This is a genomic window from Streptomyces ficellus (assembly GCF_030406405.1).
Classification (GTDB): domain Bacteria; phylum Actinomycetota; class Actinomycetes; order Streptomycetales; family Streptomycetaceae; genus Streptomyces; species Streptomyces ficellus_B.
The window spans coordinates 166,821-183,242 of sequence record NZ_JAUEPL010000003.1; the positions used below are offsets into that span (position 1 = coordinate 166,821).

The 16,422-nt window shown below is 71.1% G+C and carries 13 protein-coding genes and 1 riboswitch; of the genes, 11 read left to right on the top strand and 2 right to left on the bottom strand.

Features of this window, described 5'->3' with window-relative positions:
• Positions 1-80: 80 nt before the first annotated feature.
• From QWM81_RS03490 to QWM81_RS03540, 11 genes are all read left to right on the top strand, one after another.
• Complete coding sequence (locus QWM81_RS03490; RefSeq protein WP_290110048.1) at positions 81-731, top strand: SurA N-terminal domain-containing protein; 651 nt, start codon at positions 81-83, stop codon at positions 729-731.
• A 22-nt stretch (positions 732-753) separates the two neighbouring features.
• Positions 754-1,785 (top strand): nucleoside triphosphate pyrophosphohydrolase, encoded by a 1,032-nt coding sequence (locus QWM81_RS03495; protein ID WP_435372316.1) that lies wholly within the window; start codon positions 754-756, stop codon positions 1,783-1,785.
• Positions 1,782-3,050: a cytochrome P450 family protein gene (locus QWM81_RS03500; RefSeq protein ID WP_290109959.1), complete on the top strand. Its 1,269-nt coding sequence runs from the start codon at positions 1,782-1,784 to the stop codon at positions 3,048-3,050. The genes QWM81_RS03495 and QWM81_RS03500 overlap by 4 nt, the downstream gene beginning before the upstream one ends.
• A gap of 180 nt (positions 3,051-3,230) precedes the next feature.
• Positions 3,231-4,166 carry a transglycosylase family protein gene (locus tag QWM81_RS03505; protein WP_290109960.1) on the top strand — a complete coding sequence of 312 codons (936 nt, stop codon included), beginning with the start codon at positions 3,231-3,233 and terminating at the stop codon, positions 4,164-4,166.
• A gap of 258 nt (positions 4,167-4,424) precedes the next feature.
• Positions 4,425-4,594, top strand: a riboswitch (cyclic di-AMP (ydaO/yuaA leader).
• Between the two features lie 3 nt (positions 4,595-4,597).
• Complete coding sequence (locus tag QWM81_RS03510) at positions 4,598-5,287, top strand: LysM peptidoglycan-binding domain-containing protein (protein ID WP_290109961.1); 690 nt, start codon at positions 4,598-4,600, stop codon at positions 5,285-5,287.
• 270 nt (positions 5,288-5,557) lie between these two features.
• Positions 5,558-6,853, top strand: coding sequence for a phosphopyruvate hydratase (gene eno, locus QWM81_RS03515; protein ID WP_435372317.1), 1,296 nt, complete (start codon positions 5,558-5,560; stop codon positions 6,851-6,853).
• Positions 6,854-7,120: 267 nt separating this feature from the next.
• A complete protein-coding gene (locus QWM81_RS03520) occupies positions 7,121-7,591 on the top strand; it encodes an FtsB family cell division protein (protein ID WP_290109963.1) in 471 nt (156 codons plus the stop codon).
• A 13-nt stretch (positions 7,592-7,604) separates the two neighbouring features.
• The gene (locus QWM81_RS03525; protein WP_290109964.1) at positions 7,605-8,144 is read left to right on the top strand and encodes a DUF501 domain-containing protein; all 540 of its coding nucleotides are present in this window, start codon (positions 7,605-7,607) and stop codon (positions 8,142-8,144) included.
• Complete coding sequence (locus QWM81_RS03530; RefSeq protein WP_290109965.1) at positions 8,141-9,055, top strand: Ppx/GppA phosphatase family protein; 915 nt, start codon at positions 8,141-8,143, stop codon at positions 9,053-9,055. The genes QWM81_RS03525 and QWM81_RS03530 overlap by 4 nt, the downstream gene beginning before the upstream one ends.
• A gap of 371 nt (positions 9,056-9,426) precedes the next feature.
• Positions 9,427-10,806, top strand: coding sequence for an NAD(P)/FAD-dependent oxidoreductase (locus tag QWM81_RS03535; protein WP_290109966.1), 1,380 nt, complete (start codon positions 9,427-9,429; stop codon positions 10,804-10,806).
• Between the two features lie 460 nt (positions 10,807-11,266).
• Positions 11,267-12,568: a class I SAM-dependent methyltransferase gene (locus QWM81_RS03540; RefSeq protein WP_290109968.1), complete on the top strand. Its 1,302-nt coding sequence runs from the start codon at positions 11,267-11,269 to the stop codon at positions 12,566-12,568.
• A 101-nt stretch (positions 12,569-12,669) separates the two neighbouring features.
• On the opposite strand, the gene QWM81_RS03545 is transcribed toward QWM81_RS03540, so the two are convergent.
• Positions 12,670-15,198 carry an ABC transporter permease gene (locus QWM81_RS03545; RefSeq protein ID WP_290109970.1) on the bottom strand — a complete coding sequence of 843 codons (2,529 nt, stop codon included), beginning with the start codon at positions 15,196-15,198 and terminating at the stop codon, positions 12,670-12,672.
• 63 nt (positions 15,199-15,261) lie between these two features.
• Positions 15,262-16,032: an ABC transporter ATP-binding protein gene (locus QWM81_RS03550; RefSeq protein ID WP_290109971.1), complete on the bottom strand. Its 771-nt coding sequence runs from the start codon at positions 16,030-16,032 to the stop codon at positions 15,262-15,264.
• Positions 16,033-16,422: the final 390 nt, after the last annotated feature.

Below are 16,422 nucleotides of genomic sequence, written 5' to 3' on the forward strand. Positions count from 1 at the left end.
ACTGCGACTGCCTAACATCGATCACCGCAAGGTCGTTCACACTGACGCACGACCCACGCCGGGAGGCTCCTTTGCACCGCCTGCATCGCCGCCGTCGCACCGCGCTCTCCGTCGCCGCCGCGCTCCTCGCCGCGGCGCCGCTCCTGGCCGCCTGCGGCAGCGAGGCCCACCCCGGGGCCGCGGCCGTCATCGACGGGGACCGGATCGAGGTGGCGGCGCTCCAGGCCCAGGTGAGGGACGTACGCACCGCCCAGCAGGCGTCGCCGCAGGCGGAGCAGCTGATCGAGGCCACCGGCGACCTGAACCGCGAGAAGCTCAACGGAATGATCTTCGACCGGGTCGTGGAGAAGGTCGCCGCCGACCACGGGATCACCGTCAGCCGCAGGGAGATCCAGGAGACCCGGCGGACCGCCGCCACCCGGAGCGGTGGCGAGGAGCAGCTCGCCGCGATGCTGCTCCAGCAGCAGGGGGTCGCCCCCGACGAGATCGACAGTGTGGTGCGGCGCAACGTCCTCATGAACAAGATCGCGGCGAAGCTCGGCGCGGGGAACACCCCGGAGGGGCAGCGGAAGCTGACCGAGGTCTTCGCCGCGGCGTCGAAGAAGCTGGACATCGACGTGAACCCCCGGTACGGCACCTGGGACAACGACAAGATCCAGCTCGGGGAGTACAGCGCGCCCTGGATCCGCCGGGTCACCCAGGACCACTCGGACCCCCCGGCCGGTATGTGATCCCAGGCGGTAGGTTCGAAGGGTGAACGCCGACACCCCCGCCGACACCCCCGCCGACGCCCCCGCCGCCGGCACCCCCGACGCCACCGCCCCCGGCCGTATCGTCCTGCTCACCGCCAGCCACCGCGTCGCGCCCGGGCTGCTGTCCTGGCCCGCGTGGCAGGCGCTGCGCGCCGCCGACCGGGTGCTGTGCGCCGACGAGGGCCACCCGCAGCTGCCGTACCTGCGCGAGGCGGGCGTCACGGTCGACATCGCGGCGCCGACGGCCGAGGAGCTGGTCGACGCGTGCGCCGACGGCTCGACCGTGGTGGTGATCCCCTCCGGTGAGGGCGACCGCGCCCTGACGGACGGGCTCGCCCGGCTCGCCGGGTCGAACCGGGTGCGCATGCCCGACCTGGAGCTGCTGCCCGGTTCGTACGACCTGCCGGGCGCCCGGCTGCTGGACCTGGTGGAGGTCATGGACCGCATCCGCCGGGAGTGCCCCTGGTCCTCGCGGCAGACGCACCAGGGCCTGGCGAAGTACGGCATCGAGGAGGCGTACGAACTCGTCGAGGCCATCGAGGACGGTGACCGCGACGAACTGCGCGAGGAGCTCGGCGACGTACTCCTCCAGGTCGTCTTCCACGCCCGGATCGCCGAGGAGCACGAGGACGAGCCCTTCTCGATCGATGACGTGGCGGGCACGATCGTGGAGAAGCTGATCCACCGCCACCCGCACGTCTTCGGCGAGGAGAGCGCCGAGACGCCGGAGGAGGTCAAGGCCCACTGGCTGCGTACGAAGGCGATCGAGAAGCAGCGCGCGTCGGTGACGGACGGCGTCCCGCTCGGCCAGCCCGGCCTGGCCCTGGCGGCGAAGCTGGCGAGCCGGGTGCGCAGCGCCGGGCTGGACGTCGCGCTGCCGAAGGCGGACGGCTTCGGCTACGACCTGCTCGCCCTGGCGGTACGGGCCGAAGCGGCCGGCGTGGACCCGGAAGCCGCGCTGAGGGCGGCCGCCCGCACCTACCGTGACGCGATCCGCGCGGCCGAGGGGCACGGCGTTAACGTCGAGGAGTGAACGACCCGAACGCTCCCTCCAGCCCTCCCGAACTCTTCACCTGGGAGTTCGCCACCGACCCGTACCCCGCCTACGCCTGGTTGCGCGAGCACGCCCCCGTACACCGCACCAGGCTGCCCAGCGGTGTCGAGGCGTGGCTGGTGACGCGGTACGCCGATGCCCGGCAGGCGCTCGCCGACCAGCGGCTCAGCAAGAACCCGGCGCACCACGACGAGCCCGCGCACGCCAGGGGCAGGACGGGCATCCCCGGCGAGCGCAAGGCCGAGCTGATGACCCACCTGCTCAACATCGACCCGCCGGACCACACCCGGCTGCGCCGGCTGGTCTCCAAGGCGTTCACACCCCGCCGGGTGGCGGAGTTCGCGCCGCGCGTGCAGGAGCTGACGGACCGGCTCATCGACAACTTCGCAACAAAAGGGGAAGCCGACCTCATCCATGAGTTCGCCTTCCCGCTCCCCATTTATGCCATTTGCGACATGCTGGGTGTGCCCCGCGAGGACCAGGACGACTTCCGGGACTGGGCCGGGATGATGCTGCGGCATACGAAAGCGGGGCAGGGCGGCGGGCCGCGCGGCGGCGTCGCGCGGTCGGTGAAGAAGATGCGGGGCTATCTCGCCGAGCTGATCCACCGCAAGCGGCAGGAGCCGGGGGACGACCTGATCTCCGGGCTCATCCGGGCCAGTGATCACGGCGAGCACCTCACCGAGAACGAGGCCGCCGCCATGGCCTTCATCCTGCTGTTCGCCGGCTTCGAGACGACCGTGAACCTGATCGGCAACGGCGTCTACGCCCTGCTGCGCAACCCGGACCAGCGCGCCCGGCTCCAGGAGTCGCTGGCGGCGGGGGAGCGGGGGCTGCTGGAGACCGGGGTCGAGGAACTGCTGCGCTACGACGGGCCGGTGGAGCTGGCGACGTGGCGGTTCGCGACCGAGGCGCTCACCATCGGCGGCGAGCGGATCGCGGCCGGCGACCCGGTCCTCGTCGTCCTCGCCGCGGCCGACCGGGACCCCGAGCGGTTCGCCGAACCGGACACGCTCGACCTGGGGCGGCGTGACAACCCGCACCTGGGCTACGGACACGGCATCCACTACTGCCTCGGCGCACCGCTCGCCCGGCTGGAGGGACAGACAGCGCTGGCGACGCTGCTGACACGGCTGCCGGACGTCCGGCTTGCGGTGGATCCTGCCGATTTGCGGTGGCGTGGCGGGCTCATTATGCGGGGACTGCGCACGCTCCCTGTCGAGTTCACCCCCTTTGAGAACTGACGATCCGTCATAACTGTGATGTTCGCGTGATCTCAGGTGCATCGACTTGTGACTGACGTTCGAATGCCGCTACGTTCACCGTCACCTCAGCAGTCACGCGAAAGGCAGTACCGCATGCGCTCCGGGAACGGCCGGCACCGACGACCCCGTCAAGCCCCCGCCATCGTCGTCGCGGCAGGGGTGACCGGATCCGCCATCGCGCTCCCGCTGCTCGGCGCGGGTTCCGCGTCGGCGGCCGACGCCGCCACGTGGGACAAGGTGGCCGAATGCGAGTCCGGCGGCATGTGGAGCGCCGACCTCGGCAACGGCTTCTACGGCGGCCTGCAGATGTCGCAGGAGACCTGGGAGTCGTACGGAGGTCTCGCCCACGCCCCGCGGCCCGACCTCGCCAGCCGTGGCGAGCAGATAGACGTGGCGGAGAAGGTGTACGCCGCGACCGGCGTCAAGACGTGGGAGACCTGCGCCCCCATCGCGGGCCTGGGCGGCGCCACCGAGACGTCCGGGCCGGCCCTCGGCCTCACGCCCACCGAGACCGCCCCGACGGCGCCCGAGCCGACGCGGAGCACCGACCCGGCAGCGCCCTCCGGCCTGCCCGACGTGCTGGAAGCCCCCGAGGCGCCCGCGGCCTCCGCGCCGGCCGGTGCGGGCGCTCCCGCCGGGACCGCCCCGGCGTCGCCCGCCCCCGCCGGGGGCCCCGCCACCGGCACCGGCAAGCACCGGGGCGAGACGGCCCCGGAGGAGACCCCCGCCACGGAGCCGGGCAGTCCGGGCAGTCCGGGCGCTCCGGGCAGCTCGGGCACTCCGGGCACCTCGGGCGCCCCGTACGACCCGGCGGCCCCGCAGGGCGGCGGCGCCACCGGCGCCGGCGAGGCGGGCACCGGCCGCGAAACGGGCGACCGCCCCTCGCGAGGTGACGGGGCGACACGCGACCCGGGTGCGGTCGAGCCCGGCGCGTACACCGTGCGTCCCGGCGACAGCCTGTGGGTCATCGCGGACGAGCAGCAGGTCCCTGGCGGCTGGTCGGCCCTCTATGAGGCCAACCGCGAGGCCGTCGGCGCCGACCCGGACCTCATCCTGCCTGGTCAGAGCCTCGACCTGACGGCGGCTCAGGAGTAGATCCGGGGTGTATGTCCGTTTGCGCCCCGGTGAGACATGAGTCTCTTTGTCCCAACTGGTGTGTCATGGCCGCCCGGTCTGACCACTTCGCCCTTCACCTGGGGAAACGTCCGCCAAAGGCAGGCGCATAAGGGCGGATTGACCCTGATGTCCGTCTTTGAAGTTCGGGCGGGTCTGTGATTACGGTCGTGACTGCTCGCACCGCGGGCCCCATCGACCGGTACGCCGAATCCTGCCGCCGGTCGACGGGAACAGTCGTCGCGTCAAGCGCCGAAGGCAGGAGCGGGGGACCCAAGGTAAGTGCCGGGTCCGGCCATGGGGACATGGCAGGAGACCGGCTAGGGGTGGAGCCGCGCGATTCGCGCGGCCGGGCAACTCACTTGGCCCGAACCCGACAGCTCACCTCGCAGGCGTCGGTGAGGAGATGTTCCATGCTGTTTTCCAGCAAGGCCAAGCACCGTCGCCCCTCCAAGGCCGTCCGGTTCGCCGCGTTCGCCGGCATCACCGGTGCCGCCGTGGCCGCCCCGCTGATGGGCGCCACGTCCGCCTCGGCCGCCACCGCCGCCGAGTGGGACAAGGTCGCGCAGTGCGAGTCCGGCGGCAACTGGTCCATCAACACCGGCAACGGCTACTACGGCGGCCTGCAGTTCTCCGCCTCGACCTGGGCGGCGTACGGCGGCACCGCGTACGCCCAGACCGCCGACCAGGCCTCCAAGTCGCAGCAGATAGAGATCGCCGAGAAGGTCCTGGCCGGCCAGGGCAAGGGTGCCTGGCCGAACTGCGGCGTCGGCCTGTCCAGCGCCTCGTACGACGGCGGCGGCGCCGAGCAGGCGCAGACCCAGGCGCAGCCCCAGCAGCAGGAGCGCGCGGCCGAGCAGCCCACCACGCGCAGCGAGCAGCGCACCGCGCCGAAGGCCGAGTCGAAGACCGTCACCACCCCGACCGGCACGAAGGTCGAGAAGGGCGACGGCGAGTACAAGGTCAAGGCCGGCGACACCCTCAGCACCATCGCCCAGGCGAAGAACGTCGAGGGCGGCTGGAAGAAGCTGTTCGAGCTGAACAAGGACATCGTCGACGACGCCGACCTGATCTACCCGGGCCAGCAGCTCCACCTGAGCTGACCCCCTCCGCCGCCCCGGCCCGGCGCGCTCTCCCCCGTGCGCGCCGGGCCGGGGCTTTTCGGCGCCGGCCGCCGAAGCCCACGGCCCGGCTTGCCTACCGACCGGTAAGTTTCGTGGCATTTCGCACCGTATGCAGGCTCCTGAGCCCTTTTTCGTCCCAGGAGGCGGGCGTCGGCTGGTCACGGCTCCCCGGCCGGTTAGGCTCTTGCCGCAAGGCCAAAGAGACCCTGCACCGCATGCGTCACATTTTGCGTCACATCCCAGAAGGAGATGCTCGTGCCGTCCATCGACGTCGTCGTAGCCCGGGAAATCCTGGACTCCCGAGGCAACCCCACGGTCGAGGTCGAGGTCGGCCTCGACGACGGCAGCACCGGCCGTGCTGCCGTCCCGTCCGGTGCGTCCACCGGCGCGTTCGAGGCCCTGGAGCTCCGCGACGGTGACAAGGACCGCTACCTCGGCAAGGGTGTCGAGAAGGCCGTCCTCGCCGTCATCGAGCAGATCGGCCCGGAGCTCGTCGGCTACGACGCCACCGAGCAGCGGCTGATCGACCAGGCGATGTTCGACCTGGACGCCACCCCGGACAAGTCGTCGCTCGGCGCCAACGCCATCCTCGGCGTCTCCCTCGCCGTCGCGCACGCCGCCTCCGAGGCCTCCGACCTCCCGCTCTTCCGCTACCTGGGCGGCCCGAACGCGCACCTGCTGCCCGTTCCGATGATGAACATCCTGAACGGCGGCTCGCACGCCGACTCCAACGTGGACATCCAGGAGTTCATGATCGCGCCCGTGGGCGCGGAGTCCTTCTCCGAGGCCCTGCGCTGGGGCACCGAGGTCTACCACACCCTGAAGAAGGTCCTGAAGGAGAAGGGCCTGTCGACGGGTCTGGGCGACGAGGGCGGCTTCGCCCCGAACCTGGAGTCCAACCGCGCCGCCCTCGACCTCATCCTGGAGGCCATCAAGCAGGCCGGTTACGCCCCGGGCAAGGACATCGCGCTGGCGCTCGACGTCGCCGCGTCCGAGTTCTACAAGGACGGCGCGTACGAGTTCGAGGGCAAGACCCGCTCGGCCGCCGAGATGACCGAGTACTACGAGGAGCTCGTCGCCTCCTACCCGCTGGTCTCCATCGAGGACCCGCTGTTCGAGGACGACTGGGAGGGCTGGAAGGCCATCACCGAGAAGCTCGGTGCGAAGGTCCAGCTCGTCGGTGACGACCTGTTCGTCACCAACCCCGAGCGCCTCGCCCGTGGCATCGAGGAGGGCGCGGCCAACGCCCTGCTCGTCAAGGTCAACCAGATCGGTTCGCTGACCGAGACCCTGGACGCCGTCGAGATGGCCCAGCGCAACGGCTTCAAGTGCATGATGTCGCACCGCTCCGGCGAGACCGAGGACGTCACCATCGCCGACCTGGCCGTCGCCACCAACTGCGGCCAGATCAAGACCGGTGCCCCGGCCCGCTCCGAGCGCGTCGCCAAGTACAACCAGCTGCTGCGCATCGAGGAGATCCTCGACGACGCGGCGGTCTACGCCGGCCGCAGCGCCTTCCCGCGGTTCCGCTTCGCGGACCAGTAGGCACAGTCGCTTCGCGGACCAGTAGGCACAGTCGCTTCGCGGACCGGTAAGCGCGGTCGCCTCGCTGACCGGTAGGCGCGGTCGCGTTCGCGGACCGGTAGGCGCGGTCGCGTTCGCTGACCGGTAAGCGCGGTCGCCTCGCGGATGACCGGCGAGCACGGCAGCGCGGCAAGGGCTGATCCGCGAAGAGCCCGGTTACGTACGTCCCCGGCCACGGTCCCGTACCGTGTCCGGGGACGTCCGTACGTAGCAGGGGAGGCGCACACGATGGCCCGGGACCGGTTCTCCACCGCGACCAGGCTGCGACTGCTCGGCGAGCAGACCGCCGCCCGCGTCTACCGCTCCCAGACCCGCCGGCAGGCCCGCCGCTCCCGGCTCACCGGCCGCGCGGCCTTCCTCGTGCTGGTCGTCTGCTCGATGGTGGTGGCCCTGGCCTATCCGATGCGCCAGTGGGTGTCCCAGCGCGCCGAGATCGCCGAGCAGCAGCGGCTGGCGGCCGAGGCGAGCGAGCGCGTCGAGCGGCTGCGCGACGAGAAGGCGCGGCTCCAGGACGACGCCTACATCAGGCGGCTCGCGCGCGAGCACCTGCACTACGTACTTCCCGGGGAGACCGGTTACACGGTCATCGACCCCGACGCGGCACGTCAGCGCCGCACCGACCAGGGCGCGGCGGACCGCCCCTGGTACTCCAACCTCTGGGACGGCGTGGACAGCGCCGACCGCACCACGGACAAGTAGAACCAAGGCAGGCATGGACACCCCCCCTCCGCAGACCGAACGCACCGAGCCCACCGAGGCGGACGTCGAGGCGTTCAAGGAACAGCTCGGCCGCCCGCCGCGCGGCCTGCGGGCCATCGCGCACCGCTGCCCGTGCGGCCACCCGGACGTGGTCGAGACCGCGCCGCGGCTCCCCGACGGCACGCCGTTCCCGACGACGTACTACCTCACCTGCCCGCGGGCGAACTCCGCGATCGGCACGCTGGAGGCGAACGGCGTCATGAAGGAGATGACGGAGCGGCTCCAGCAGGACCCCGAGCTGGCCGCCGCCTACCGCGCCGCGCACGAGGACTACCTCGCGCGCCGTGACGCCATCGAGGTCCTTGAGGGCTTCCCGAGCGCGGGCGGCATGCCGGACCGCGTGAAGTGCCTGCACGTCCTGGTGGCCCACTCCCTCGTGGCGGGCCCCGGCGTGAACCCGCTGGGCGACGAGGCCCTCGCGATGCTGCCCGAGTGGTGGGCCAAGGGCCCCTGCGTCACCGCCCACCAGCAGGCCGAGGAGGCCGGATCGTGACCCGGGTCGCCGCCATCGACTGCGGTACGAACTCCATCCGCCTCCTCATCGCCGACATCGACCCGGCGACCGGCGAAGTCACCGACCTGGACCGGCGGATGACGATCGTCCGCCTCGGCCAGGGCGTCGACAGGACCGGCCGGCTCGCGCCCGAGGCGCTGGAGCGGACGTTCGCGGCCTGCCGCGAGTACGCCGCCGCCATCAAGGAGTACGGCGCCGAGAGGCTGCGTTTCGTGGCCACCTCGGCCTCGCGCGACGCGGAGAACCGGGACGACTTCGTACGGGGCGTGCTGGACATCCTGGGCGTGGAGCCCGAGGTGATCACCGGCGACCAGGAGGCCGAGTTCTCCTTCACGGGGGCGACGAAGGAGCTGACGGGCTCCGACGAGTACCTGGTCGTGGACATCGGCGGCGGCTCCACGGAGTTCGTCGTCGGGAGCACGCACGCGCGCGCGGCCCGGTCGGTCGACATCGGCTGCGTACGCCTGACCGAGCGTCATGTGCGCGGCGACCCGCCTTCGGAGGCGGAAGTCGCGGCGATCCGGGCCGATGTCGAGGCGGCCCTCGACCTGGCGGAGCAGACCGTTCCGCTGCGCGAGGCGCGCACGCTCGTCGGGCTCGCCGGGTCCGTCACGACGGTCGCGGCGATCGCGCTGGGCCTGGAGGCGTACGACTCGGCGGCGATCCACCGCTCCCGCATCCCCTGCGAGCGGGTCGCCGAGGTGACCGCGCGGCTGCTGGCGGCGACCCATGACGAGCGGGCGGCGATCCCGGTGATGCACCCGGGCCGGGTGGACGTCATCGTCTCCGGGGCGCTGGTCCTGCTGGCCGTCATGGAGCGGATCGGGGCGCGCGAGGTGGTCGTCTCCGAACACGACATTCTGGATGGAATCGCCCTGTCCCTGGTGTGACGGAACCTCCGCCGGACACCCCCGGCGGGACCTCCCCGGAAAAGTTCGTGAAGTTCTTCACAAGGAAAAGGGCCCTGATGGGGGTCGCTGAGCCCGTTGAGGGCCTCCGGCGGCCCGGTCAGGGCCCTTTCGCAGGCGTGGAAGCGGCCCGTGGCTATGTTTCCCAGGCGTGAACGCCAGTGGTCATTTCGTGTGACGAACCGTTCGCAGCCGCAGTTCACAAGGGGTGAAGAACGCCGTCCGTGACACCCTGGTTCCCTGGCCGCGCCATGACCTCGCTCACGTGGGCCGCGCAGTGTAGCAGAGGTGCGCCAGAAGCTTGTGAAGGGGCGCACGAGCGGCCCCCCTGAGGCGGGTGGATACTCGATGGCATGAGCACCACGGAGCGTCCCAGGATCCTCGTAGTAGGCGGTGGGTACGTAGGCCTGTACGCAGCTCGGCGCATTCTGAAGAAGATGCGCTACGGCGAGGCGACCGTCACGGTCGTCGACCCCCGGTCGTACATGACCTACCAGCCCTTCCTCCCCGAAGCCGCCGCCGGCAGCATCTCGCCGCGGCACGTCGTCGTCCCGCTGCGACGCGTGCTGCCCAAGGCGGAGGTACTCACCGGCCGGGTCACCACGATCGACCAGGACCGGAAGGTCGCCACCATCGCGCCGCTCGTCGGCGAGGCGTACGAGCTGCCCTTCGACTACCTGGTCATCGCGCTCGGCGCGGTCTCCCGCACCTTCCCGATCCCCGGCCTCGCCGAGCAGGGCATCGGCATGAAGGGCATCGAGGAGGCCATCGGGCTGCGCAACCACGTCCTCGAGCAGCTGGACAAGGCCGACTCGACGAACGACGAGGAGGTCCGCCGCAAGGCGCTGACCTTCGTCTTCGTGGGCGGCGGCTTCGCCGGCGCGGAGACCATCGGCGAGGTCGAGGACCTGGCCCGCGACGCCGCGAAGTACTACAAGAACGTGAGCCGCGACGACATGCGGTTCATCCTGGTGGACGCCGCCGACAAGATCCTCCCCGAGGTCGGCCCCAAGCTCGGCCAGTACGGCAAGGAGCACCTGGAGAGCCGTGGGGTGGAGATCTACCTCAACACCTCCATGGACTCCTGCGTCGACGGCCACGTGGTGCTGAAGAACGGCCTGGAGGTCGACTCCAACACCATCGTGTGGACCGCCGGTGTGAAGCCGAACCCGGCGCTCGCCCGCTTCGGTCTCCCGCTCGGCCCGCGCGGCCACGTGGACTGCGAGCCCACGCTCCAGGTCAAGGGCACCGACCACATCTGGGCCGCCGGCGACAACGCCCAGGTCCCGGACCTCGCCGCCCGCAAGGCCGGCAACGAGAACGCCTGGTGCCCGCCGAACGCCCAGCACGCGCTGCGGCAGGCCCGGGTCCTCGGCGACAACGTGATCTCCGGCATGCGGGGCTTCCCGCAGAAGGAGTACAGCCACGCCAACAAGGGTGCGGTCGCCGGTCTCGGCCTGCACAAGGGCGTCGCGATGATCGTCATGGGCAAGATGAAGATCAAGCTCAAGGGCCGTCTCGCCTGGTACATGCACCGCGGCTACCACGGCATGGCGATGCCGACCTGGAACCGCAAGATCCGCGTCTTCGCGGACTGGACGCTCGCGATGTTCCTCAAGCGCGAGGTCGTCTCGCTCGGCGCGATCGAATCGCCGCGCGAGGAGTTCTACGAGGCGGCCAAGCCGGCCCCGGCGGCGACGAAGTCGGCCCCGGAGAAGGCCAAGGCCTCCTGACCGTTCCGCCCGGTCACCCGGTCACCTCGCCGAGGGGCCGCCCGCCATCCGTGGTGCGGGCGGCCCCTTCGCGTTCCCCGTTCCGGGCGCGGCGACGGCCCTGCCCCTTCGGCCCCCACCGCCGGCCCCGCCGAGCGGTGGCCACCCCACCAGCCCGGGTTCAACGGGTCTTGGAGGTGTGGGTGGGATCGGGGGGCGTGCGCGCGCGCCCGCGCGTGACCCCGCGGCGACGGTCCAACGGTCCCGCGGCGTCGTCCGGCCCGGCGCGTCGGTCGTTTCCCGGGGGTCCGGCGGGGGGAGGCTCCGGCGGGGTGAAGGGGTGTCAGGGCAGCGCGGGCGGAGGGTGACGGCACGCATTTTGCTCCCGCGTTGCCTCGTTTCGGGACTGCATTCGTCCACCCCGGGTGTTTACGTGGTGTTGAGCATTTCTGGGATTTCCGTCATCACGGAGGTGTGCGTCATGGCCGACGCCGCGTCGCGGCTGACCGCTCTCGCCAAGGACCTGCTGGGACATCCGCTGCCGATGCGGATCCGCGCCTGGGACGGCAGTGAAGCGGGGCCTCCCGATGCGCCCGTGCTCGTCGTACGCCACCGCAGGGCTTTGCGCCGGCTGCTGTGGAGGCCGGGGGAGCTCGGCCTCGCCCGTGCCTGGGTCGCGGGCGAGCTCGACGTCGACGGCGACCTGTACGAGGCCCTCGACCGGCTCGCGGGCCTGATCTGGGAGCGCGGCGCCGACGCCAAGGACGCCGTGCACGCCGTACGCGACCCCAGGTTCCGTGCCGCCGCCCGTGGCCTGCTCCAGCTCGCCGGGCCGTGGCCGCCGCCTCCGCCGCCCGCCGAGGAGGTCAGACGCCGCAGCGGCCCGCTGCACACCAAGCGGCGCGACAAGGAGGCCATCAGCCACCACTACGACGTCGGCAACGACTTCTACGAGCTGGTGCTCGGCCCCTCCATGGTCTACTCGTGCGCCTACTGGTCCAAGGACACCACCCTCGAACAGGCGCAGGCCGACAAGCTCGACCTCATCTGCCGCAAGCTCGCCCTCAAGAAGGGCGACCGGCTGCTCGACGTCGGCTGCGGCTGGGGCTCGATGGCCATCCACGCCGCCCGCGAGTACGGCGCCCGCGTCGTCGGCGTCACCCTCTCCACCGAGCAGGCGGCCTACGCGCGCAAGCGCATCGCCGATCAGGGCCTGACCGACCTGATCGAGATCCGCGTCCAGGACTACCGGGACGTCAAGGACGGGCCGTACGACGCGATCTCGTCCATCGGCATGGCCGAACACGTCGGCGCTGCCCGCTACCGCGAGTACGCCGACGAACTGTACGCCCTCCTCAAGCCCGGCGGCCGGCTCCTCAACCACCAGATCGCCCGCCGCCCCGAGAAAGACGAAGCGGCCTACCACGTCGACGCGTTCATCGACGCCTACGTCTTCCCCGACGGCGAGCTGGCCCCCGTGGGCCGTACCGCCGCCGCCCTCGAAGAGGCCGGGTTCGAGGTCCGCGACGTCGAGGCCATCCGCGAGCACTACGGCCTCACGCTCCGCCAGTGGGTGGCCAATCTGGAGGCCAACTGGGCCGAGGCCCAACGGCTCACCTCACCGGGCCGCGCCCGCGTCTGGCGGCTCTACATGGCCGCCTGCGCCGTGGCCTTCGAGCGCAACCGGATCGGCGTCAACCAGATCCTCGCCGTACGGACGCCCGAGGACGGCACCTCGGGCCTGCCGCTGCGGCCCAGGGCGTGGACCGAGACCACCTCCTGAGCGCCACGCCCCGAGTGCCACCACGTCGTGAGCACCGCGTACGCCGAAGGGCCGGGCTCCCGCACCAGGAGCCCGGCCCTTCCGCGTGCGTACCCCGACCGCTACTCGGTCTTGATGGCGTTCAGCATGTTCAGCCTCGCCGCGCTGCGCGCCGGCCACATCGCGGCCAGCACGCCCACCAGGGCCGCCAGAATCAGGAAGATCCCGATCCGGTCCCACGGGATGACCAGCGCGTAACCCGGCAGGCTCGACTTGATGGTCTGGCCGATCGCCCAGCCGAGGAACGAGCCGAGGCCGATGCCGACCACCGCGCCGAAGACCGAGATGACCACGGCCTCCAGCCGCACCATCCGCTTCACCCGGCGCCGGTCCAGACCGATCGCCCGCAGCATGCCGATCTCCTGCTGCCGCTCGAAGACCGACATCGCCAGGGTGTTGACCACGCCGAGCACCGCGATGAGGAGCGCCATCGCCAGCAGGCCGTACATGACGTTCAGCATCATGTTGATGAAGCCGCCGAACTGGTCGCGGATGTCCTTGTGGTCCATCACGCTGATCGCGGGATTCTCACCCAGGGCGCTGATCAGGGCCTTCTCGTTCGCCGCGGTCTGGCCGCCGGCCATCTTCACGAAGATCTGCGGGATGTACGGCTTCGCCTCGTGCGGGGCGACCACCTCGGTGTCCACCAGGACCGGCGAGAGGAACTCGCTGTCCTTGAAGATCGCGCCGACCGTCAGTTCGCCCTTCTTGTCGTCGTTGAACGTCACCGGCAGGGTGTCGCCGACCTTCCAGCCCTGCTTGGTGGCCGTCTTCTCGGCGATCGCCAGCTGGCCCTTGCCGAGCGTGCCCAGCGAACCGTTCACCAGCTCGACGTTGAGGACCCGCTCGATGTCGCCCGGCGTGATGGCCGACGCCGACACCCAGTCGCCCTTGATCTCGAAGGACGAGGACTGCTGCGGCGAGACCGCCGTGACGCCCGGCACCTTCTCCAGCGCGGCCAGCGCGGACTTGTCCAGGTCACCGCCGCTGGCCATGGCGACCATGTAGTCGGCCTTGATCTGGTCCGTGGTCATCTTGTCCAGGGCCGTGCCGACCGTGACGCCCAGCACCGACAGGCCGGTGACCAGCGTCAGGCCGATGGCCAGCGCGGAGGCGGTGGCGCCGGTACGGCGCGGGTTGCGGACCGCGTTCTGCCCGGCCAGCTTGCCCGACACCCCGAAGGCACGGACCAGCAGCGGCCGTACGAGGGCGATGACCGGGCGGGAGAGCAGCGGGACCAGCACGATGACGCCGATGAGCGCGAGGAACGCGCCGAGGGCGATGATCCACCGGCCGTCCGAACCCATCGCCGCGCCGGCCACGATCGCGCCCGCGCCGAGGGCCGTGATCACTCCGCCGATGGAGTTGCGAACGACCAGGGACTTGGTGGTGGCCACCGCGTGGACGCTGCTCATCGCCGCCACCGGCGGGATCTTCGCGGCGCGGCGGCCGGGCAGCCAGGCGGCGAGCATCGTGATCAGCACGCCGACGCAGAGCGCGGCGATCACCGGCGTCGCGGTGATGACGAGCGGTCCGGCCGGCACCTTCATGCCGAACGCGGCCATCCCGGAGCGCAGGCCCGCGGCCAGGCCGACACCGAGCGCCAAGCCGACCACGGACGCGACCAGGCCCACCACACCGGCCTCCGCCAGCACCGAGCGGGTGATCTGCTTGCGCGAGGCGCCCACGGCCCGCATCAGCGCGAGCTCCTTGGTGCGCTGCGCGACCAGCATGGTGAAGGTGTTGGCGATCAGGAAGATCCCGACGAACAGGGCGATGCCCGCGAAGCCGAGCAGGATCTGATTGAGGCTGCTCAGCCCCTCCTCGATCTCCTTCGCCTGCTCATCGGCGAGCGCCGCGCCCGTCTTGGCCTCGGCGTTGTCCGGGATCAGCGGCTCGACCGCGTCGAGGATCCGGCGGTCGTCGGCGCCGGACGCGGCGGTGACGGTCAGGTCCCGGTAGTAGCCCGGCGCCAGGTAGAGCCGCTGGGCGACGGAGGTGTCGAAGAGGACCAGGCTGCCACCGGCGCTGACGGCGCCGTCCTCGGTGGTGAAGACACCGGCGAGGGTGTACTCCTTGACCGGCCCGTTGGTGGCGACGCGGACCTTGTCGCCGACCTTGTACTCGCCCTTGGCGGCGGTGTCCTTGTCCAGGGCGATCTGGTCGTCCTTGACGGGGCCGGAGCCCTGCACGAAGTCGTAGGCGGCGTCCTCGCCGTCCTTGCCGGGGGCGAAGTTGGAGCCCTTGTTGGACCAGCCGGCGCCGATCAGCTTGCCGTCGGGGTCGGCGACCCCGGCGAAGCCGTCCACCCGCCCGGTGACGGAGGCGACCCCGTCCAGCTTCCCGATCCTGTCGAGGGTCTGCTGCGAGAGGCCGGGCTCCTGCTTGGCGTCGCTCTCGCTGGCGTACGAGGTGACGGCGACCGCGACGTTGTCGTAGCTCTTGGCCGACTGGCTGCGGAAGGCGTGGGAGAGGGTGTCGGTGAAGACCAGGGTGCCGGAGACGAACGCCACGCCGAGCATGACGGCGAGCACGGTCATCAGCAGCCTGGCCTTGTGCGCGAGCACATTGCGCAGGGCGGTACGGAACATGAGGTGTGAGTCCTGGGGTGAAGTGGGATCGGCGGGAATCCGGGGCGGCGCCCCGGCGGCGCGTCAGCTCGTGCGGCCCTTGGCGTCGAACTCCTTCATCCGGTCGAGCACGCCGTCCGCCGTCGGGTGCAGCATCTCGTCGACGACCCGGCCGTCCGCGAGGAATATCACCCGGTCGGCGTAGGAGGCGGCCACCGGGTCATGGGTGACCATCACGACGGTCTGGCCCAGTTCGCGTACGGAATTGCGCAGGAAGCCGAGCACCTCGGCGCCCGAGCGCGAGTCGAGGTTTCCGGTGGGCTCGTCGCCGAAGATGATCTCGGGGCGGGAGGCCAGGGCGCGGGCCACGGCGACGCGCTGCTGCTGGCCGCCGGAGAGCTGCGCCGGCCGGTGGCTGAGCCGCCCGGACAGGCCCACCATGTCGATGACCTTGCGCACCCACTCCTTGTCGGGCTTGCGGCCCGCGATGTCCATGGGGAGCGTGATGTTCTCCTGGGCCGTCAGCGTCGGCAGCAGGTTGAACGCCTGGAAGATGAAGCCGATCTTGTCGCGGCGCAGCTGCGTGAGCTGCTTGTCCTTCAGGGAGCCGAGCTCGGTGTCGCCGATGCGCACGGACCCGGCGCTGAAGGTGTCGAGGCCGGCCACGCAGTGCATCAGGGTCGACTTGCCGGAGCCGGACGGGCCCATGATCGCGGTGAACTCGCCCTGGTGGAAGTCCACGGTGACCCGGTCCAGGGCCACCACCTGGGTTTCCCCCTGTCCGTAGACCTTGGACAGATCCGTGGCGCGGGCGGCCACCGCGGTGGCGCGGTAAGCGGTGGGGCTGGTGGTCACGAGGGGACTCCTGTCGAGGGTTCCGCGGTGTCGCGGCGGTTGTTCGAGGACTCATCCATCGTCTTCGCCGCGTGGCGCCGGGGCGTCCGCCCGCGTGCCCGTTCCTGGGGCAGCCTGGAGTCGGACCGGCGGGCCCGCCCCTCCTCCTGAGGTATGACGGCGCCCCTGAGACGCGGTCCGGGGGCAGGAGGGGTGGCGAGGGGAGGGAACGGGAGCGGGGAGGGCAGGGAAAATCGGGAGGGTTCTCCGACCGGGTGACATCAGGCGGCGACTTTCCGTCATTCCTTTGCGCGTGCCTTTCGCGGCCGCGAGCCCCGCAGGGATGGCCACCGAACGCCCTCCACCTGCGCTGACACACCCTCAGACGTCAATAAAATAAGACAACATCGG